Source organism: Thermomonas sp., from assembly GCF_046293095.1.
Lineage (GTDB): Bacteria > Pseudomonadota > Gammaproteobacteria > Xanthomonadales > Xanthomonadaceae > Thermomonas.
Genome location: NZ_JBKBPN010000004.1, coordinates 115,638 through 134,997, shown reverse-complemented (window position 1 = coordinate 134,997; position 19,360 = coordinate 115,638). Strand labels below are relative to the sequence as shown.

Here is a 19,360-nt window from a genome sequence, read left to right as displayed (position 1 = left end):
CTTCGTGCCGGGCGTTTTCGTTTGGGGCCATCACGGTCCGACAGGGGGCCGGACAGCCGAACGCCGGCACAAGGCCGGCGTCCGGGGCACCGCATCGAGGGGATGCGCTTACCAGATCTTCACCCGCGCCTCCGGCGCCAGATACAGCTTCTGGCCGTCCTTCACGCCGAAGGTCTGGTACCACGCATCGATGTTGCGCACCGTCAGCGCGCGCCACTGGCCCGGAGCATGCTCGTTGCCCACCACCTGCGCGCGCAGGGCCGCGTCGCGCTGCTTTTCGCGCCAGGCCTGGGCGAAGGCGAGGAAGAAGCGCTGGTCGCCGGTCAGGCCGTCGATCACCGGCGCCGGCTTGCCGCCCAGCGCCTTGTGGTACGCCACGTACGCGGCCTGCAGGCCGGCGACGTCGGCGATGTTCTCGCCCAGCGTCTGCTGGCCGTTGATGTGCAGGCCGGGCAGCGCTTCGTACGCGTCGTACTGCTTGACCAGCCGCTCGGACGCGGCCTTGAAGTGGGCGGCGTCCTCCGGCGTCCACCAGTTGTGCAGGCGGCCCTGCGCGTCGAACTCGGCGCCCAGGTTGTCGAAGCCGTGGCTGATCTCGTGGCCGATCACCGCGCCGATGGCGCCGTAGTTGGCGGCGTCGTCCGCGGCCGGGTCGAAGAACGGCGCTTCCAGGATCGCGGCCGGGAAGTTCATCGCATTCTGCAGCGGCAGGTTCACCGCGTTCACCGTCTGCGGGGTCATCCACCACTCGCCGCGATCCGGGGTCTTGCCCAGCTTGGCCAGCTGGTGCGCGTACTCGGCCTTCGCCGCGCGCAGCGCGTTGCCCAGCGGATCGTCGGCCTTCACCTCCAGCGCGGAGTAGTCGCGCCAGGTGTCCGGATAGCCCACGCCCACCTTCATGGTCTCGGCCTTCTGCTTGGCCAGCGTCTTGGTGGCCGGGCTCATCCACGCCAGCTGGTCCACGCCGTCGCGGAAGGCGGCCAGGATGTTGGAGACCATCGCTTCCACTCGCGCCTTCGAGGTCGCCGGGAAGTACTGCTTCACGTACAGCTGGCCGATCGCGTCGCCCAGCGCGCCGTCGGTGGCGGCTAGCGCGCGCTTCCAGCGGTCGCGCTGCTGGGTGGCGCCGGACAGCTGGGTGCCATAGAAGCCGAAGCGCAGGTCGGCGTAGGCCTTGGGCAGCAGCGAGGCGTTGTGGCTGATGGCGTGGAAGCGCAGGTAGTCCTTCCACGTCTGCAGCGGCTGGCTGGCCACCAGCGCCGACAGCTTCTTGATCGCGTCCGGCTGCCACGCCACCAGCGTCGGCTGGCCGGCCAGCTGCGCGGCCTCGAAGAACGCCGGCCAGTCGATGCCCGGCGCGCGCGCGGCGAACTCGGCGGTCGGCCACGGGTTGTTGGCCTTGTGGATGTCCTGGGTGTCCACCACGCTGGCCTGCGCCTTGGCGATCTTCATCTCCAGGTCGAAGATGGCCTGCGCCTTCTTCTCGGCGTCCGTGTCGCCGGCCTGCTTCAGCAGCGCGGCGATATAGGCTTTGTAGGCGTCGCGGGTCTTCGCCATGTCCTTGTCGGCGGACAGGTAGTACTCGCGGTCGGGCATGCCCAGGCCGCCCTGCAGCAGGTAGCCGACGTTCTTCTCCGGCGCATCCAGGCCGGCGGCTACGAACAGGCCCAGCAGGTTCTCGGTGTAGTAGTTGGTGGCGTTGATCGGATCGACGTCAGCGCGCAGCGTGCTGCCCAGATAGGCTGACAGTGCCTTGCCGTCGTTGATCGCGGCCACCGCATCCAGCGTGGGCTGCAGTGGCGCCAGGCCGCGCGCCTCGATGCCGGCCTCGTCCATGTAGGCGGCGTAGTAATCGGCGATGCGGCGCGCGTCGGTACCCGGTGCCGGCTGCTGTTTCTGCAGCGACTGCACCAGGTCGGCCAGGCGTTTTTCAGCCTTCTCGAACACGGTGTAGAACACGCCGGTGCTGGCGCGGTCGGCCGGGATCTCGGTGGTCTTCTGCCAGGTGCCGTTGGCGTAGGCGTAGAAGTCGTCGCCCGGCTGCACCGATTTGTCGATGCCGGCCAGGTCGATGCCCACGCCGGCGGCGGCCGGGACGCTGGCCGGCGCGGCCGCAGCCTTGGGCGCCGCGTCGTCGCCGGGTTTGCAGGCGGTCAGGGAGGCGCCGGCAACGGCGCACAGCAGGGCGAGCGCCAGCGGCGCGCGGCGGAGGGAACGGGTGTGCATGGGCGGCAGCCTCGAGGGGAAATGCCCGCCTATCCTGCGCCCATGGGCCGTAGGGGCATGTGCAGGAAGTCAGAGGGCGCGGTACCCGGTCCTGCTGGCCGGGTTAACCCGGCGGCTGCCGTCGGCACAGCGGCGGTGATGCCGGAGCGATCACCCTGGCACAGCGATGCGGCACACTGGTGCCTGCAGCCACCGCTGCGTGGCGAATGGAGAAAGCACGATGAGCGACATCTATCCAGTGGCGCCCGAATTCGCGGCCCGGGCCAACGTCGACCACGCCGCCTACGAACGTGCCTACGCGCAGGCGCTGAACGACCCCGATGCGTTCTGGGCTGGCCTTGCCACGCGCCTTGCCTGGTACAAGGCGCCGACCCGGATCAAGGACGTCAGCTACGACCTGAAGGACTTCCGCATCCGCTGGTTCGCCGACGGCGAGCTCAACGCCAGCGTGAACTGCCTGGACCGCCACCTGGACAAACACGGCGACAAGGTCGCGCTGATCTTCGAGCCGGACAGCCCGGACGCGCCGGTGCGGAAGCTGACCTACCGCGAGCTGCACGCCCGCGTGTGCCAGCTCGCCAATGCGCTGCGCAACCTCGGCGTGGGCAAGGGCGACCGCGTCACCATCTACCTGCCGATGATCCCGGAAGCGGCCATCGCCATGCTGGCCTGCGCCCGCATCGGTGCGATCCACATGGTGGTGTTCGGTGGCTTCGCGCCCAATTCCATCGCCGACCGCGTGGCGGACTGCACCAGCAAGCTCATCATCACCGCCGACGAAGGCCTGCGCGGCGGCCGCAAGGTGCCGCTGAAAGCCAACGTGGACGCCGCGCTCAAGCTGCCCGGTACCAATTCGGTGGAGACCGTGCTGGTGGTGCGTCACACCGGTGGCGCGGTGGACATGCAGATGCCGCGCGACCGCTGGTTTGATGCCGTGGTGGACAGCCAGCCGGCGACCTGCGAGCCGGAGCGCATGAACGCGGAAGACCCGCTGTTCATCCTCTACACCTCCGGCAGTACCGGCAAGCCGAAGGGCGTGCTGCATACCACCGGCGGCTATCTGCTGTGGGCGGCCTACACCCACGACCTGGCCTTCGACCTGAAGCCGGACGACGTGTTCTGGTGCACCGCCGACGTGGGCTGGGTCACCGGCCACAGCTACATCGTCTATGGCCCGCTGGCCAACGGCTGCACCGAGGTGATCTACGAGGGTGTTCCCAACTACCCGGATTACTCGCGTTTCTGGAACGTGATCGACAAGCACGGCGTGACCCTGTTCTACACCGCGCCCACCGCCATCCGCGCGCTGATGCGCGAGGGCGTGGAGCCGGTCAAGAAGACCTCGCGCAAGTCGCTGCGCGTGCTGGGCAGCGTGGGCGAGCCGATCAACCCCGAGGCCTGGCGCTGGTACTACGAGAACGTGGGCGACAGCCGCTGCCCCGTCATCGACACCTGGTGGCAGACCGAAACCGGCGGCATCCTGATCAGCCCGATCCCCGGTGCCACCGACCTCAAGCCCGGCTCCGCCAGCAAGCCGCTGCCGGGCGTGCAGCCGGCACTGGTGGACGCCGGCGGCGAACTCCTGCACGGTGCCGCCGAAGGCAACCTGGTGCTGCTGGATTCGTGGCCTGGCCAGATGCGATCGGTGTACGGCGACCACCAGCGCTTCATCGACACCTACTTCAAGACCTACCCGGGCATGTACTTCACCGGCGACGGCTGCCGCCGCGACGCAGACGGGTATTACTGGATCACCGGTCGCGTGGACGACGTGATCAACGTGTCCGGCCACCGCATCGGCACCGCCGAGGTGGAAAGCGCGCTGGTCGCGCACCCCAAGGTGGCCGAGGCCGCGGTGGTCGGGTTCCCGCACGACCTCAAGGGCCAGGGCATCTACGCCTATGTCACCCTGGTGGCCGGCGAAGTGGAGAGCGAAGACCTGCGCAAGGAGCTGGTGGCGTGGGTGCGCAAGGAGATCGGCCCCATCGCCACGCCGGATTTCCTGCAGTGGGCGTCGGGCCTGCCGAAGACCCGCAGCGGCAAGATCATGCGCCGGATCCTGCGCAAGATCGCCGAGGGTGCGCCCGACCAGCTGGGCGACACCACCACCCTGGCCGATCCGTCGGTGGTGGAGTCGCTGGTGGCCAATCGCCGCCAGAGCTGAGCCACGGCGCGGCGGCCACCGCGCCGGCCGTCAGAAACCGTAGCGCAGGAAGCCGCCGTCCACGGCAATGCATTCGCCGGTGATGTAGCTGGCGGCGGGCAGGCACAGGAAGGCGACCGCCGCCGCGACCTCCTCCGGCTCGCCCACCCGGCCCATCGGCGTGCGCAGCAGCACCTCGTCCAGATAGTCGGGGTCGGCCAGCTTGCCGCTGGTGCGGCGGGTGCGGATGTACCAGGGCGCCACCGCGTTCACGCGGATGCCGTCCTCGGCCCACTCGACCGCGAGGTTCTTCGTCATCTGGTGCAGCGCTGCCTTGCTCATGCCGTAGGGCGCGCCGCTGCGCACGTGGGTGAGGCCGGACACGCTGCCGATGTTCACGATGCTTGATGCCGCGTGCTTGGACAGCAGCGGGTGCGCCAGCCGGCACAGCTCGAAGGCGGAGAACAGGTTGGTCTCGAAGATCCCGCGCCACTGGTCCTCGCCGTAGTCCAGCGCGGGACGGGTGAGGTTGCCACCGGCGTTGTTGATCAGGATGTGCAGGCCGCCCTGGTCGGCGGCCCAGTCGATGATCTCGGCGCGCTGCTCGTCGTCGGTGACGTCGGCCGGCAGCGCCAGCACCGCGTCTTCCGGGCCGGGAAATTCGTCTTCCAGTTCGGCGCGCGCCTGCTCCAGCAGGTCGGGGTCGCGCGCCACCATCAGCACCTGCGCACCGAAGCCCAGCAGTTCGCGGCAGATGGCCAGGCCGATGCCGGCGCTGGCGCCGGTGACCAGTGCGCGGTGCCCATGCAGGCTCCAGCGGGGCGAATGCATCGGTGATCTCCGAAGGAAACGACCGGCGTAGGATAGGCCAAGCCCATCGCCGGAGGTCGCCATGCCGCGTGCCCTGTCGCTGTCGTTCGCCATCCCGGTACTGCTGGCCGCCTGTTCCGCGCCGTCACCGCCCGATCCGGAGCGGCCGCCGGTACCCAAGGCCCCCATGTCACCCGTCACCGCCAGTGCGAACGCCTACAAGGACGCCGCGCGCGATGCCGCGGCCGCCACCCAGGCGCAGGCCGCCGAAGGCGCCCGCGCGGCCGACGCCGCGACGCCGTAGCGCCGCACCGTCGTCACCCGTGCCGTGGATCGGCCGTCGGCGTCGCAGCGGCGGCCGTGGCCGTTACAGCGGCGCGCAGAAGCAGTACGCCAGTGCCTTCACGCGGGCCTGGCCGCGGTGTTCCAGCGCATCCTGCACGAAGCGCAGCGGCGCCTGCTCTTGCAGGTGGCGGGCCAGCAGCAGCTCGCCGACGCCGGTGCCGCGCAGCAGGCCCACGCCGGCCCGGCTCTGCATCAGCCCGGCCAGCATCTGCGACAGCGGCACGGTGGCCTCCTCGACGTAACGCACCTGCCAGCGTCCTGCCGGCCCCAGCTTGGCGCGTGCGGCGGCGTCCGCAATGGCATCGTCCAGCCCACCCAGCGCGTCCACCAGCCCGCGTGCCTGCGCCTGTGCGCCGGTCCACACGCGGCCCTGGGCGACGGCGTCGATTTCGTCCACGGACTTGCCGCGCGCCTGCGCCACCTTGCCGGTGAAGTCGCGGTAGCCCTTCTCGATCACCGCCTGCACGGTGGTGGCCACGCCCGGGTCCAGCGGCCGGGTGATGTCGAACGCGCCGGCGTACTTGGCGGTGGCGACGCCGTCGGTGCGCACGCCCAGCTTGCCCAGCGTGCGGTCCAGCGTGGGGAACAGGCCGAAGATGCCGATCGAGCCGGTGATGGTGGACGGATCGGCATAGATCCGGTCGGCGTTCATGCTGATCCAGTAGCCACCGGAGGCGGCCACGTCGCCCATCGACACCACCACCGGCTTGCCCGCAGCCTTCAGCGCCTCGACTTCGCGGCGGATCTGCTCGGAAGCGAACACTTCGCCGCCGGGCGAGTTGACCCGCAGTGCCACCGCCTTCACGTCGTCGTCGTCCCGCGCATCACGCAGCAGCGCAGCGGTGGAGTCACCGCCCACCTTGCCGGGCGGCAGGCGGCCGCTGGCGATTTCGCCCTCAGCGACGACCACCGCCACCTGCGGGCGCAGGTCGGTCTGCGGCAGCGCACCATCGAGATGCTGCAGATAGGTGTCCAGCGCCACCTGGCGGAACCCGCCCTCGGCGTTGTCGTCGGCCACACCGCGCTGGGCCAGCAACTGGTCGACTTCATCGCGCGTCTTCAGGCCGGTGACCAGCTTCTGCTGCAGCGCCAGCGCGGCCAGGTCGCCGCGGGCGCCAGCGACCTGTTCCGGCAGCGTGTTGGCGTAGGTGTCCAGGGTGGCGGGGTCGAGCCCGCGCGCCTTGCCGACATCGGCCACCATGCGGCGCCACACGTCGCCCATCCAGAACAGGTCGGCTTCCTTCGAGGCCGGCGAGGCCGCGTCCAGGATGTAGGGCTCCGCCGCGGACTTGTACTGGCCCACCTTGAACAGGTGCATGTCGACGCCCAGCTTGTCCTGCAGTGCCTCGCGGTAGTACTGCCGGTACGATGCCAGCCCGTCCAGCATCACGCCGCCGGGCGACATCGGGTCGAGATAGATCTCGCTGGCCTGCGCCGCCAGCAGGTACTGGCCCTGTTCGAACGCATCGCCGTAAGCGACCACCTGCTTGCCGGCGGCCCGCAGCGCGGCCAGCTTGGCGGCCACCTCGCGCAGCGAGGCGAAGCCGCTGGGCGCGAAATTGTCGAGGTACAGCGCCACGCGCTCGATGCGCTTGTCGGTGCGGGCTGCGTCCAGCGCGCGCAACACATCGCGCAGGCGCACCTCGCGGCAATCACTGCTGTCGGTGGCGCGCGCCAGCGTGCGGCTGAAGGCATCGCAGCTGTACTGTTCCACCAGCCGGCCTTCCGGCGCGAACACCAGCGTCGAGCGCTGCTCCAGCGGCGCCAGCTTGCCGCCCCCGAACATGGCCAGCAGCACGATGGTCAGCACCAGCAGGAACAGCAGGTTGAAGACCAGCCGACGGCTGAAGTTGATTGCGTCCCACAGGCCGATGGCGAGGCGGGCGATGGGGCCGCGGCGGCGCGGTTCGTTCATTGCGTGACTCCGGGGGGAACGGGCCGCGGGAGGGCGGCCTGCAGGGGGATGCTAGCGGGCGGGCGGGGAGGATTCATGCGGCATCGGTCACGGTGCCGGATGGACCGGGAGCCTGCATGGGGATGCGCAGGCTGCTGCGCAAGAAGCGCCGACACAGCAGTACCGCCGCGACGGTCAGGCCGGCGCTCAGGCCCAGCCACATGCCGCGTGCGCCCCAGCCCAGCGCCAGGCCCAGCCCGGCGCCCACCGGCATGCCGATGCCCCAGTAGGCCAGCGCCGCCAGCCACATCGGCACGCGGGTGTCCTTGAGGCCGCGCAGGGCGCCGGCCGACACCACCTGGATGCCGTCGGGGAACTGGAACAGAGCCGCGTACAGCAGCAGGCTGCCGGCCAGCGCGATCACCGCGGGGTCGGTGGTGTACAGGCTGGCGATGGCCTGGTGGCCCAGCAGCATCAGCAGCGCTGAGCCGGCTTGTGTGGCCAGCGCCAGCGCAAACCCGGCGAAGGCGGCACGGCGCACGCCCTCGCGGTCGCCGCGGCCCAGCGCGTGGCCCACCCGCACGGTGGTGGCCTCGGCCAGGCCGAACGGCACCATGAAGCACAGTGAGGCGACGCTGAGCGCGATCTGGTGCGCCGCTGCTGGCACTTCGCCCAGCCGCCCGATCAGCAGGGCAGTGGCTGCGAACAGTCCGCCCTCCATGGTCACAGTGACGCCGATCGGCAGCCCGGTGCGCAGCAGCGTCCGCAGGGTGTCACCGTGCGGCCGGTCCCAACGTGCGAACAGGCCAAGGTCGGCGAAGCGGCGCGCGCGCCACAGGTACACCGCAAATGCGATCGCCTGCAGCCAGAACATCAGCGCCGAGGCGATGCCCACGCCGGCCGCGCCCAGCTCGGGCAGGCCGAACAGGCCGTTGGTCAGCACGTAGCCTGCCGGTGCGAGCAACAGCAGGCCGCCGAAGCCCAGCAGCATGGTCGGCATCGACCAGTGCAGGCCGTCGCTGAGGTAGCGCATGGCCAGGTACAGGGTGAAGCCGGGGATGCCCCAGCGGATCGCGTGCAGGAAGGCGGTGGCACCGGGCGCGATGTCGGGCGCGATGCCCATCGGCCCCAGCGCCAGCGGCAGCAGCGTCATCAACCCGAACAGCAGCACGCCCAGCAGTGCGGCCAGCCACAGGGCCTGGCGGAACAGCGGGCCGATCTCGGCGCGGCCGCCGCCGCCGTCCAGCTGCGACACCGACGGCGGCAGCGCCATCAGCGTGCCCATCGGCGCCAGCATCGGCAGCCAGAACAGGGCGGCGCCGACCGACACGCTGGCCAGGGTGGCGGTGCCGTGATGGCCGGCGACGACGGTGTCGATGAAGCCGACCAGCCCGTGCGACAGGTGACCGGCCGCCAGCGGGGCGGCCAGGCGCGCGGTACGGGCCGCATCGTCCCGGAGGCGGGCAAGAGGAGTGGGCATGGGAGAGCTATCGGGGAGATGACCGGGGCACGCGCTGGTGTCGGCGCGGTGCGGCCTGTCATTCTACCGGCATGAACGCGACCGCCGCCCCCGCCCCTGCCCCCACCGAACCCGTGCATCCGACGCACTGCCGCAACTGCGGGGCGGCCCTGCAGGGCCCGTACTGCCACGCCTGCGGGCAGCCGGTGAAAGGCCTGATGCGCCCGCTGGGCAGCGTCTTCGGGGACCTGCTGGACAGCGTGTTCGATCTCGACCTGCGCGTGCTGCGCACCCTCGGCCCGCTGTTCACCCGGCCCGGCTTCCTGACCCTCGAGTACCTGGCCGGCCGCCAGGTGCGCTACGTCACGCCGTTCCGGCTGTTCTTCTTCCTCGCGGTGCTGGCGTTCTTCGTCGCCCGGCTGACCGTGCAGATCGACGCCAATGTCAACCTTGGCGAGGGCGACAGCGCGATTGCCAGCGCGACCACCGTGGAGGCCGTGGTGCGCGAACGCGACGCGCGCCTCAAGCAGATGGACGAGGCCAAGCGGGAGATGGCGGGCACGCCGGCCGCGGCCGGCATTGCGGGCATCGAGGCCGGGCAGCAGGCGATCCGCGACGCCGCCGACAAGCGCATTCGTGAGTTGCAGGCGCAGGGCGTGAGCGCTGCACCGCCGGCGCCGCCGCCCGCGCCTGCCTTCCCGCGCGACAAGGGGCTGGTGATCAACGGCCAGCCCTGGGATGCCGAGCAGCATCCCATCGCCATCGGTTGGCTGCCCGAGTTCGCCAACCGCTGGCTCAACACGCAGGCCCAACACGCCAACGCCAACATCGAGCGCCTCAAGAAGGATCCCGGCGCGTTCAAGGACGCGGTGCTCAGCGCCATTCCCACCACCCTGTTCGTGCTGGTGCCGGTGTTCGCGCTGCTGCTCAAGCTGGCCTACGTGTTCAAGCGCCGGCTGTACATGGAGCACCTGATCGTGGCGCTGCACAGCCACGCGTTCCTGTGCCTGTGCCTGCTGCTGGTATTGCTGGCGCACGTACCGTCGGAAACCTTCGCGCCGGACGGTACCTGGCTCAACAGCGTGTTCGACTGGGTCGAGGGTCTGCTGTTGCTGTGGATGCCCGTCTACCTGCTGCTGATGCAGAAGCGCGTCTACGGCCAGGGCTGGCCGATGACGCTGCTGAAATACGGCGCGCTGGGCATGATCTATTCGGTGCTGCTGGCGTTTGCGGTCAGCGCGGCCGCGATGATCGGCCTGGTCTCGATGTAGCGCCGCTGCTGCGCCGGTGGCGGCCGTCGCCTAGCGCTGCAGCCGCCCCTGCAGCCAGGCCGTCCGCTGCGCGGGCGCCTGCGCCAAGAGGTCGCGGCGCAGGGCCGCGCGGTCCTCCGGCGGGGTGGTCTGGGCCAGTCGCGCCAGCGCTTCGAAATCCTCGGGCGTGGCTTGGCGCAGCAGTTCCAGCAGCGCCGTGCGCTCGTCAGGCGCGACGAAAGCAAATAGCGGGACGATCCTTGGCCAGTCGCGGCCCAGCCGTGGGCCCAGGTGCCAGCCGCGGCGGGCGTCGAATGGCAGCTGCGCGTAGCGGTCGCGCAGTCCCCGCTGTTGGTCCAGCGGCAGCGCGTCGAAGCGGGCGGCGGTGGCGCGCAGGGTGGTGCGCTCGGCGTCGGTCAGTGCCTGCCATTCCGCCCACGCGCCGCGCTGCGCTGCGCGCGCCTGCGGTGGCAGCCGGTCCCAGGCCTTCAGGCGTTGGGCAAGCGTGGAGGCGTCCGGCGTCGGGGCGACGACGGGTGTCGCCGGCGTGGTGGATGTCGCGGCCGCGGCGCTGGTATCGGTGTCGGTCGCTTGCGCCGCGGTTGCGTTTTCCGTCGCTAGCCACGCCAGGAGTGGCAGCTCGCGCGCCAGCCGCAGGTCGGCCGGGGCCTGCAGCAGGGCAAGGTCGGGATGCAGTGCGGGATCCCCGGGATCGAAGCGCGCCTGCGGCGCGTCGGCCGGCGGCAGCGGGGTCACGTGGACCGGGTTGCGCCATTCGCCCAGCAGCGCACGGCCGCGCGGATGCAGCAGGAAGGTGGCGACCAGCGCCGCCGCGCAAAGCGCCACGCCCAGCCACAGCCAGCGCAGCCGGCGGCGGTGCCGATCTTGGCCGTCGATGGTACGGAGACGGGGCGCGTCGGGCTTGGCGTTGGCCGGTGCGGCGGTGCCGGCAACCGGCATCGCCTCCGGCAGGGCGTCCAGCGCACGCTGGCTGGCGGCGCGCCAGGCGCGCCACACGTCCACGTCGGGCTGGCCCAGCGCATCGCGCGGCAGGGCGTCGCGGATGCGCGCCTGGTAGGCATCCACGGCGATGCCCAGCGCCGCGGCCGCATCGGCGTCGTCGAGGCCGGCGACCAGGTGCAGCAGGATCGCCGCGCGCGGCGCGGGCGCCAACCGGGCGATACCGGGCAACAGGGCGACCGGTGCCGTGCCGGGCTGGCGCATTGCCGGCACGGACAGCAGCAGGCGCCAGTACTGGCGGGGCCACTGTGCCAACGGCCACTGCGCCGCGTCCGCGGTGAACACGCGCGCCGTCACGTCCAAGGCGCGCGCTGCCGAGGCCGGGTCGCCGGCCTGGACCTGTGCCAGCAGGCGGGCACGACGCTCCAGCCCGCGCAGGAAGGCGGCGACCGCGGCGGGTTGGGTGGGGGGCGGCGAGGCGCCGGTCATGGCGGAAGGCTGTGCACGCCCCATCTTAGCCTTGCGTCCATGCTGCGCCACGGCTTGACAGACCGGCCGGCCGGGGCTCCTCCAGCGCTGGCGCGGCCTGTGGGCCGGCGCAGTTGTGCACAGCACCCGCACATCGCGCGTCCGCGGCGGGCAGCAGGGGATGTGCGCCTTCCGGATTCGATGGAAGCTCCATAAGTTGCTGATATCTAAAAGAATATCTCAGGTGGCGAGATGTTCTCCAGCCGCCCGCCTGACGCGGAGCGGCAAGGATTGGAAGGCACCGCCAGGACAACACGCACAGGGTTATCCACAGAACGTGTGGATAACGGGAAATTGCAATCCGGAACAACCGGTTGCTTCGGTTTTGTGAACCCGTTCGCAGAAGGTGGCCGGTGCCCGGATCGCGATTCCGACGATGCTGGATGCAGTGCGCCTTGACAGTGGGGACTCGGCCGGCTCCGCCAGCAGGGGCGCGGGCTGGGGCCCGTGGAGTTGTGCACAGCCGCGAAGAAACCGTCACATCCGGCGGTTCCACGTCAAATGCCCGTCACGGTGGCACGCTGTTCCACGGATAACAAATTGAATTCATTGGCATTTATAGATGTGGCGAAAATTTGTCCAGCTGCAGAAGGTGCTGCTGTGACGGCCCCTGCGCAGGTCTGTGCAGTCGCCATACACAGACTTATCCACAGCGCGTGTGGATAAACAAATTTTCCGTTCAGGAACATGGGTTTGCCGGATTTTGGTGATCCCGGGGTCAGGTGTGTCCCGCAACCAGAACGGCACCGCTGGCAGCTAGACTGGGCGGCATGTCTGCTTCCCTCTCCGTCTTGCGCGTGGCCCTCCCGGTGCCGCTGCCGCGCCTGTTCGACTACCTGCCGCCGCCCGGCTTGGCGGCCGAGGCGGTGGCGGTGGGCCAACGGGTGCGGGTGCCGTTCGGCCCGCGCCAGGCCTGCGGGCTGGTGGTGGCGCATGGGATGGCCGAACCGGGCGTGGAGCTGCGCGCCGCCCTGGCCGCGCTGGACGACGGCCCGGTGCTGCACGGCGAGCTGCTGGCGTCGCTGCGCTGGCTGGCTGGCTACCTGCATGCGCCGCTGGGCGAGGTGCTGGCGACCGCGCTGCCGGCAGCGCTGCGCCGCGGCGAACCGCTGCCCGACAGCACACGCCGTGGCTGGGCACTGAACGAGGCCGGCCGCACCGCGCTGCCGGCGATGCGTGCAGGCAAGCCGAAGGCGCTGGCCACCCTGTTGGCCGAGGAAGCCCGTGACGAGCGCCAGCTGGATGCCGCGCTGCCGGGCTGGCGCACGCCGCTGCGGACGTTGCGCGAGCGCGGGCTGGTGGACGCACTCGTGCTGGATGCGGCCATCAGCACACGCGCGCCGGCAGAGGGTGTTCTCCAGCCCAATGCCGAGCAGCAGGTCGCCATCGATGCCATCCGCGCCGCCGATGGCTTCGCCCCGTTCCTGCTGGACGGCGTGACCGGCAGCGGCAAGACCGAGGTCTATCTGCAGGCGATCGCCGACTGCCTGGCGCGCGGCAGGCAGGCGCTGGTGCTGGTACCGGAGATCGGCCTGACCCCGCAGGCGCTGGCGCGCTTCCGCGCGCGGCTGGGCGTGCCGGTGCACGCGCTGCATTCCGGTCTGAACGACAACGCGCGCGCGGCGACGTGGTGGGCGGCTGCCACCGGCCAGGCGCGGGTGATCGTGGGCACGCGTTCGGCCGTGTTCGTGCCGCTGCCGGAGGCGGGCCTGGTCGTGGTCGACGAAGAGCACGACGGCAGCTACAAGCAGTTCGACGGCATCCGCTACCACGCGCGTGATTTCGCCGTCGTGCGCGCGCGCGCGCTGGGCGTACCGGTGGTGCTGGGCAGCGCCACGCCCGCGCTGGAAACGCTGCACAACGCGCAGGCCGGGCGCTATGCGCACCTGCGCCTGCGCCAGCGCGCCGGCGCCGCGCAGCCGCCGCGCGTGCGCGTGCTGGACGTGCGCAAGCGGCCGCTGCACGCCGGGCTGTCGCAGGAAGCGCTGGATGCGATCGGCACCGCGCTGGCCGCCGGCGGCCAGGTGCTGGTGTTCCGCAACCGCCGCGGCTACGCGCCGGTGCTGCTCTGCCACGACTGCGGCTGGAGTGCGCACTGCCCGCGCTGCAGCACCGAGAACCGGCCTACGCCGATGACCGTGCATGCGCACGGCAAACGCCTGCAGTGCCACCACTGCGGCTACCGCAAGCCGTCGCCGCCGGCCTGCCCGGACTGCGCCAGTCTGGCGCTGCAGCCGCAGGGCAATGGCACCGAGCGGATCGAGGCTGAACTGCAGGCACGTTTTTCCGAGGTGCCCGTGCTGCGCATCGATCGCGGCAGCACCGGCCATCGCGATGCCTTGCAGCGGCATTTCGACGACCTGGGCACGCGCCCCGGCATCCTGATCGGCACGCAGATGCTGGCCAAGGGCCACGACCTGCCGAACCTCACCCTGGTGGTGGTGGTCGGCATCGACGAGGGCCTGTTCTCCGCCGATTTCCGCAGCGGCGAGAAGCTTGCCCAGCTGCTGGTGCAGGTGGCCGGCCGCGCCGGCCGCGCGCAGCGCGCGGGGACGGTGCTGCTGCAGACCCACCATCCCGACCATCCGCTGCTGCAGACGCTGGTGGCCGGCGGCTACCACGCGTTCGCGGATGGCGAACTGGCGCTGCGCCAGGCGGCCGGCTTCCCGCCGTTCGCGCACCTGGCGCTGCTGCGCGCGGAGGCCAGGCATGCCGACCCGCCGATGCGGTTCCTGCAGGCAGCGAAGACCACGCTGGAAGGCTTCGCGGTGGAGGCCTCCGGCCCGCTGCCCGCGCCAATGCCGCGCCGTGCCGGCTACGTGCGTGCGCAGCTGGTGGTGTCCGCGCCCGACCGCCGCACCCTGCACGCCGCATTGGAGGCGGTGGTGCCGGCATTGCACGCCGCGCCCGAGGCGCGCCGCGTGCGCTGGTCGCTGGACGTGGATCCGGTGGACCTGTACTGACGCGCGGCTTCGGCGACAATGCCCGGCCCACCTTTGCACGGGCCCGCTGCATGACCTCCCAGCTCGACCAGCTTCGCCAGCACTCCGCCGTGGTCGCCGACACCGGCGACATCCAGGCCATTGCCCGCTTCGCGCCGACGGACGCCACCACCAACCCGTCGCTGCTGCTCAAGGCGGCTGCGCTGCCGGCGTATGCCGCGCATCTGGCCGCTGCGGTCGCTGCGGCAAGCGGCGACGATCCGCTGGCCGATGCCTGTGACCGCTTGGCGGTGGCCATCGGTGGCGAGATCCTCAAGCTGATTCCGGGCCGTGTCTCCACCGAGGTCGATGCCCGGCTGAGCTTCGATACCGAGGCCACCGTCGCCAGGGCCCGCCGTCTGGTGCAGTTGTACGCCGATGCCGGCATCGGCAGCGACCGGCTGCTGATCAAGATCGCGGCCACCTGGGAAGGTATCCGCGCGGCCGAGCGGCTGGAGCGCGAGGGCATCCACTGCAACCTCACCCTGCTGTTCTCGTTTGCGCAGGCGGTGGCCTGCGCCGATGCCGGCGTGTTTTTGATCTCGCCGTTCGTCGGCCGCATCCTCGACTGGCACCTTGCCCACGGCATGGTGCCGCCGGCCACGCCGCAGGACGATCCGGGCGTGCAGTCGGTCACCCGCATCTGGCAGCACTACAAGCGGCACGGCTACGGCACCGTGGTGATGGGCGCCAGCTTCCGCAACACCGGGCAGGTGCTGGCGCTGGCCGGTTGCGACCGGCTGACCATCGCGCCGGAGCTGCTGACCGAACTGGCGCAGTCCGATGCGCTGGTCACGCGCACCCTGAGCGACGACGGCCAGCGGCTGCCCGCGCCGCCGCCTCTCCCGGAGCCGGCATTCCGCTGGCAGCACAACGAGGATGCGATGGCCACCGAAAAACTGGCCGAGGGCATCCGCAAGTTCGCCGTCGACCAGCGCGCGCTGGAGGCGCTGCTGGCGCCGCGGCTGGGCTGAGGCCGGGCGCCCCGGCCGCAGGAACGCAAACGGCCCGGGCTGTGCCGGGCCGTTCGGGATGGAAGCGGGTGCAGTGGCTTACGCCGCGAACAGCGCCTTCATCTTCTTCAGCGCGTTGGCCTCGATCTGGCGGATGCGCTCGGCGGAGACGCCGTATTCGTCGGCAAGTTCCTGCAGGGTCACCTTGCTGTCGGCATCCAGCCAGCGGCGCTTGATGATGTCGCGCGAGCGCGCGTCGAGCTTGGCCATGCCCTCGCGCAGCACGTCCAGCTGGTCGGCCTCGCTGTCGGCGGATTCGTAGGCAGCGGCCGGGTCGCCGTCGTCGGCGACCAGGTAGCTGACCGGCGCCGGCGGGGCGTGGTCGTCGTCGGCATCATCGGGCGCGTCGAAGCCGATGTCGCGGCCGGACAGGCGCGACTCCATCTCCAGCACTTCGCGCTCGGAGACGTTCAAGTCCCGGGCAACGGCGCTGACTTCCTCCGCATTGAGCCAGCCCAGGCGGGTCTTGCTCTTGCGCAGGTTGAAGAACAGCTTGCGCTGCGCCTTGGTGGTGGCCACCTTCACGATGCGCCAGTTCCTGATGATGAACTCGTGCATCTCGGCGCGGATCCAGTGCACCGCGAAGCTCACCAGACGCACGCCCACGGCCGGGTCGAAGCGCTTCACCGCCTTCATCAGGCCGATGTTGCCTTCCTGGATCAGATCGCCCAGCGGCAGGCCGTAGCCGCTGTAGCCGCGGGCCACGTGCACCACGAAGCGCAGGTGCGAGAGGATCAGCTCTTGCGCAGCGGCCAGATCGTTGTGCTCGCGCAGGCGGTGCGCCAGACGCTGCTCGTCCTCGACGGAGAGCACGGGGATCTGGTGCACGGCGCTGATGTACGCCTCCAGCGAGCCCATCGCGCTGGGGAGCGGCAGGTTGTTGGCGACAAGTGCGGTGGACGTCATGGCGGTCTCCCTCATGTGCTTGATTTTAGCAGTCGCCATGTTTGACTGCTAACACGCAGAGAAAGTTCTGAGCGTTGCACTCATGGAACGATGGCCCGTTCAGCTGGCGGTTGGCCGCGCCCATCGTATTCAACAAAATTGGGGGCGATGCTCAGGAAATCAACGCCCGAGCCGGTGGCAGCGACCAGTCCACCGGCGCCTGCCCGGTCCGGGCAAGGTACTGGTTGGCGGCTGAAAAGTGTCCGCAGCCCAGGAAGCCCCGATGGGCGGACAGCGGCGAGGGGTGGGGGGCCTTCAACACCCGGTGCCGGCGCGGGTCGATCACCGCGCCCTTCTTCTGGGCATAACTGCCCCACAGCAGGAAAACCAGATGCTCGCGCTCGCGATTGAGCACGTCCACCACGTGGTCGGTGAACCCTTCCCAGCCCTTGCCCTGATGCGACCCGGGCTGGCCGGCTTCGACCGTCAGTACGCTGTTGAGCAGCAGCACGCCGCGGCGGGCCCAGGGCAGCAGGCAGCCGTGGTCCGGGCGCACGAAGCCGGTGTCACGCGCCAGCTCCTTGTAGATGTTGTCCAGCGAGGGCGGCACCGGCACCCCCGGGCGGACCGAGAAGCACAGCCCGTGGGCTTGGCCGGGCCCGTGGTACGGGTCCTGGCCAAGGATCACCACCTTCACCGTATCGAACGGGGTGGCGTCGAACGCGGCGAAGATCTCGCCGCCGGGCGGGTAGACAGTGGCGCCCGCCGCTTTGCGCTGGCGCAGGAACGCGGCCAGCGCGCGCATGTCGTCGCGGGCGAACCAGTCGCCCACGCGGGCCTTCCAGCTCGGCTCCAGGCGGATGTCGGGCGGGACGGGGGCATGCATCCCGGTCAGATCACGCCGCGCTTCTTTTCCAGCAGCAGGTAGCCCACACCGACCGCGGCGCCGATACCCAGCGCCGCCGGCCAGCCCAGCGGGCTCAGCCATTTCGCCAGCCCGGCCGCGATCAGCCCGAGGATGACGAATTGCGAATAGCGCCAAGGGCTGTCGCGGAAATTCTTCAGCGGTGGCTGTCCGTGCATGGGTCAGGCCTTGTAGCCGGTGTGGATGGCCACGATGCCGGCGCTGAGGTTGCGGTAGCTGCAGCGCGCCAGGCCGGCCGCTTCCATCATCGCCTGCAGCTCGCGCTGCGGCGGGTGCTTGCGGATCGACTCGGCCAGGTACTGGTAGCTGTCGGCATCGCCGGCGAACAGGCTGCCCAGCTTGGGCAGCACCTTGAACGAGTGGAAATCGTAGATCGGCCGGAACCACTCGGCCTGCACTTCCGAGAACTCCAGCACCCGCGCCTGCCCGCCCGGCTTCAGCACCCGCGCGATCTCCCGCAGCGCGGCGTCCTTGTCGGTCACGTTGCGCAGGCCGAACGCCATCGTCACCAGGTCGAAGCTGGCGTCGGGGAAGGGCAGGCACTCGGCGTTGCACTGCACGTACTCGAAGCCGCGGACAAGCCCGCGGTCGGTCATGCGGTCGCGGCCGACCCGCAGCATGTCACCGTTGATGTCGCCCAGCACCAGGTCCCCGGTTTCGCCCACGCGGTCCTTCAGCAGCGCGGCGATGTCGCCGGTGCCGCCGGCCAAGTCCAGGACGCGGTCGCCCTTGCGCACCTGCGAGGTGGCAACGAAGAAGCGCTTCCAGAGCCGGTGGATGCCCAGGCTCATGGCGTCGTTCATCAGGTCGTACTTGGCGGCCACTGAGGAAAACACCTCGCCCACCAGCTTCTGCTTCTCGGTCACCGGCACGTCGCGGAAACCGAAGTGGGTGGTGCCGGCCTTGCCTGTCGATTCGTTCATGGCGGGATTATCGCACCGGTGGCGGAAACGTCGCGCAGGCCGCTGGCGGGGGAATCCCTCCGCGACGCCCCCAACAGAGGCGTTGCCGCTGTCTCCTCCTTGATTTCGCTGCGGGATCCCCGCCAGCGGCCTGCGCACATCGCGTGCGACACTCCATCCATGCAGATCGAATCCGTTTCATTCCGCGGCACGCCATGCATCCGCATCAACAGTCAAGGCGCCACCGCCCTCGTCGCCCTGCGCGGCGGCCAGCTGCTGTCCTGGGTCCCGGCGGATGGGCGCGAGCGCCTGTTCCTCTCGGAGCGGGCCGTGTTCGACGGCAGCGCGCCGATCCGCGGCGGCATCCCGGTGGTGTTTCCCCAGTTCGGCGAGCGTGGTGCGTTGCGCAAGCATGGCTTCGCCCGGGATCGCGTGTGGACGTTCGATGGCCAGAGCGCAGAGGCCGCTGTGTTTTCGCTGGTTGGTCACGGAACGGATGCCGATTGGCCATACCCGTTCCGGCTGCATCTGCACGTGGGCCTGTCTGCCGATCGGCTTGTGCTGGGGCTGGAAGCAGAGAACACCGGCGCGATGCCGCTTGCATTCGCCGCCGCGCTGCACACCTACCTGCGCGTTGAGGACATCGCCCGTGTCGCCATCGAGGGCCTGCAGGGCTGCGATTTCGAGGACAGCGCGGCCGGCGGCACCCTGCACCGGCAGCACGACTACGACGTGGCGTTCGCGGATGACGCGCTCGACGCCGGCATCGACCGCATTTATGGCGATGTGGTCGCGCCGCTGGTGCTGGTCGAGGGCGAGCGCCGCCTCGCGTTGGAGCAGGACGGCTTTGGCGATGTCGTCGTGTGGAATCCCGGCGCACACCTGGGTGCCCAGATTCGTGACCTTGCGCCGGATGACTGGCGGCGTTTTGTCTGCGTCGAAGCGGCGCAGGTGCTGCAGCCGGTGGTGTTGACACCTGGAGGGGCGTGGCGCGGCAGCCAGGTGTTGGGCCCCTGATGCAAAACGCCCAGCATCACTG

15 protein-coding genes are annotated in these 19,360 nt (G+C 70.3%); 6 read left to right on the top strand and 9 right to left on the bottom strand.

Going from position 1 to position 19,360, the window contains the following annotated elements; translation table 11 throughout:
- Window positions 1-108: 108 nt before the first annotated feature.
- Window positions 109-2,226, bottom strand: a complete 2,118-nt coding sequence (locus tag ACK4SG_RS09345) for a M13 family metallopeptidase (protein WP_409601469.1) — start codon at window positions 2,224-2,226, stop codon at window positions 109-111.
- A 220-nt stretch (window positions 2,227-2,446) separates the two neighbouring features.
- Here ACK4SG_RS09345 and acs point away from each other — a divergent pair, with 220 nt between their 5' ends.
- A complete protein-coding gene (gene acs / locus ACK4SG_RS09340; RefSeq protein ID WP_409601468.1) occupies window positions 2,447-4,390 on the top strand; it encodes an acetate--CoA ligase in 1,944 nt (647 codons plus the stop codon).
- A 30-nt stretch (window positions 4,391-4,420) separates the two neighbouring features.
- Here acs and ACK4SG_RS09335 read toward each other — a convergent pair whose 3' ends face one another.
- The gene (locus ACK4SG_RS09335) at window positions 4,421-5,200 is read right to left on the bottom strand and encodes an SDR family oxidoreductase (protein WP_409601467.1); all 780 of its coding nucleotides are present in this window, start codon (window positions 5,198-5,200) and stop codon (window positions 4,421-4,423) included.
- A gap of 61 nt (window positions 5,201-5,261) precedes the next feature.
- Here ACK4SG_RS09335 and ACK4SG_RS09330 point away from each other — a divergent pair, with 61 nt between their 5' ends.
- Window positions 5,262-5,483 (top strand): hypothetical protein, encoded by a 222-nt coding sequence (locus tag ACK4SG_RS09330; protein ID WP_409601466.1) that lies wholly within the window; start codon window positions 5,262-5,264, stop codon window positions 5,481-5,483.
- Between the two features lie 63 nt (window positions 5,484-5,546).
- Here ACK4SG_RS09330 and sppA read toward each other — a convergent pair whose 3' ends face one another.
- Window positions 5,547-7,439 (bottom strand): signal peptide peptidase SppA, encoded by a 1,893-nt coding sequence (gene sppA, locus ACK4SG_RS09325; RefSeq protein ID WP_409601465.1) that lies wholly within the window; start codon window positions 7,437-7,439, stop codon window positions 5,547-5,549.
- A 73-nt stretch (window positions 7,440-7,512) separates the two neighbouring features.
- On the bottom strand, window positions 7,513-8,898 hold the full coding sequence (locus tag ACK4SG_RS09320) for an MATE family efflux transporter (protein WP_409601464.1): 1,386 nt from the start codon (window positions 8,896-8,898) through the stop codon (window positions 7,513-7,515).
- Window positions 8,899-8,969: 71 nt separating this feature from the next.
- On the opposite strand from ACK4SG_RS09320, the gene ACK4SG_RS09315 reads away from it, so the two are divergent.
- Window positions 8,970-10,148 carry a DUF3667 domain-containing protein gene (locus ACK4SG_RS09315; protein ID WP_409601463.1) on the top strand — a complete coding sequence of 393 codons (1,179 nt, stop codon included), beginning with the start codon at window positions 8,970-8,972 and terminating at the stop codon, window positions 10,146-10,148.
- Window positions 10,149-10,178: 30 nt separating this feature from the next.
- Here ACK4SG_RS09315 and ACK4SG_RS09310 read toward each other — a convergent pair whose 3' ends face one another.
- Window positions 10,179-11,576 carry a DUF3106 domain-containing protein gene (locus ACK4SG_RS09310; protein ID WP_409601462.1) on the bottom strand — a complete coding sequence of 466 codons (1,398 nt, stop codon included), beginning with the start codon at window positions 11,574-11,576 and terminating at the stop codon, window positions 10,179-10,181.
- 809 nt (window positions 11,577-12,385) lie between these two features.
- On the opposite strand from ACK4SG_RS09310, the gene ACK4SG_RS09305 reads away from it, so the two are divergent.
- Together ACK4SG_RS09305 and tal are read left to right on the top strand one after the other, a co-directional pair.
- Window positions 12,386-14,578, top strand: a complete 2,193-nt coding sequence (locus tag ACK4SG_RS09305) for a primosomal protein N' (protein WP_409601461.1) — start codon at window positions 12,386-12,388, stop codon at window positions 14,576-14,578.
- Between the two features lie 50 nt (window positions 14,579-14,628).
- Complete coding sequence (gene tal / locus ACK4SG_RS09300) at window positions 14,629-15,570, top strand: transaldolase (RefSeq protein WP_409601460.1); 942 nt, start codon at window positions 14,629-14,631, stop codon at window positions 15,568-15,570.
- A 78-nt stretch (window positions 15,571-15,648) separates the two neighbouring features.
- Here the strand turns inward: tal and rpoH are convergent, their stop codons facing one another.
- The 4 genes from rpoH to ubiE form a co-directional block, all read right to left on the bottom strand.
- Window positions 15,649-16,515 (bottom strand): RNA polymerase sigma factor RpoH, encoded by an 867-nt coding sequence (rpoH, locus tag ACK4SG_RS09295; protein ID WP_409601459.1) that lies wholly within the window; start codon window positions 16,513-16,515, stop codon window positions 15,649-15,651.
- A 151-nt stretch (window positions 16,516-16,666) separates the two neighbouring features.
- Window positions 16,667-17,380 carry a uracil-DNA glycosylase gene (gene ung, locus ACK4SG_RS09290; protein ID WP_409601458.1) on the bottom strand — a complete coding sequence of 238 codons (714 nt, stop codon included), beginning with the start codon at window positions 17,378-17,380 and terminating at the stop codon, window positions 16,667-16,669.
- A 5-nt stretch (window positions 17,381-17,385) separates the two neighbouring features.
- The gene (locus tag ACK4SG_RS09285) at window positions 17,386-17,577 is read right to left on the bottom strand and encodes a hypothetical protein (RefSeq protein WP_409601457.1); all 192 of its coding nucleotides are present in this window, start codon (window positions 17,575-17,577) and stop codon (window positions 17,386-17,388) included.
- Between the two features lie 3 nt (window positions 17,578-17,580).
- Window positions 17,581-18,342 carry a bifunctional demethylmenaquinone methyltransferase/2-methoxy-6-polyprenyl-1,4-benzoquinol methylase UbiE gene (ubiE, locus tag ACK4SG_RS09280; RefSeq protein WP_409601456.1) on the bottom strand — a complete coding sequence of 254 codons (762 nt, stop codon included), beginning with the start codon at window positions 18,340-18,342 and terminating at the stop codon, window positions 17,581-17,583.
- A 159-nt stretch (window positions 18,343-18,501) separates the two neighbouring features.
- On the opposite strand from ubiE, the gene ACK4SG_RS09275 reads away from it, so the two are divergent.
- A complete protein-coding gene (locus tag ACK4SG_RS09275; protein WP_409601455.1) occupies window positions 18,502-19,338 on the top strand; it encodes a D-hexose-6-phosphate mutarotase in 837 nt (278 codons plus the stop codon).
- Window positions 19,339-19,360 lie beyond the last annotated feature (22 nt).